The sequence below is a fragment of the Dietzia massiliensis genome (assembly GCF_018390595.1).
Lineage (GTDB): Bacteria > Actinomycetota > Actinomycetes > Mycobacteriales > Mycobacteriaceae > Dietzia > Dietzia massiliensis.
Window position 1 is genome coordinate 1 of the sequence record NZ_JAHBAV010000302.1, and the last position, 369, is coordinate 369.

Annotated in this window: 2 pseudogenes; both read right to left on the bottom strand. The window is 58.0% G+C overall.

What is annotated here, in order from left to right:
- Positions 1-3: 3 nt before the first annotated feature.
- Positions 4-153, bottom strand: a pseudogene (locus KHA85_RS19225) (DUF1444 family protein); the annotation flags it as partial.
- 46 nt (positions 154-199) lie between these two features.
- A pseudogene (locus KHA85_RS20035) lies at positions 200-334 on the bottom strand (type VII secretion-associated serine protease); the annotation flags it as partial.
- Positions 335-369: the final 35 nt, after the last annotated feature.

Consider the following 369-nt stretch of genomic DNA (forward strand, 5'->3'; position numbering starts at 1 on the left):
CATTCATTCTTTTTCTTCCTTCCCTACCGGCCGGTTTTTCGCAAGGGTGAAAATCGGCTCGAGTTCTCCGTTCTCGTGGATGAAGGACAATGATGTCACCGGCACCCTGCCGACTGTAAAGTAATGCATCGTCAGCTGTGCAAGGACGTCATAGCCGGTGTCTTTTTTTCAAGCAGAAGTCGGGATACGATATTCGCCTTGGTCTCGTGGGCTCGGGCAGCCACTTGTCGTCGATGCCGGGTGGCGAAACCGCCTGCGCCGATGGCGTTCCGAACGCGGCGAACATCGTCAGCGCCGACACCGCGAGCACGCGCCCAACGTGCGAGTTCCTCACGTGAGATTCAATCCCCGGACCGCGCCGTAGAGTCC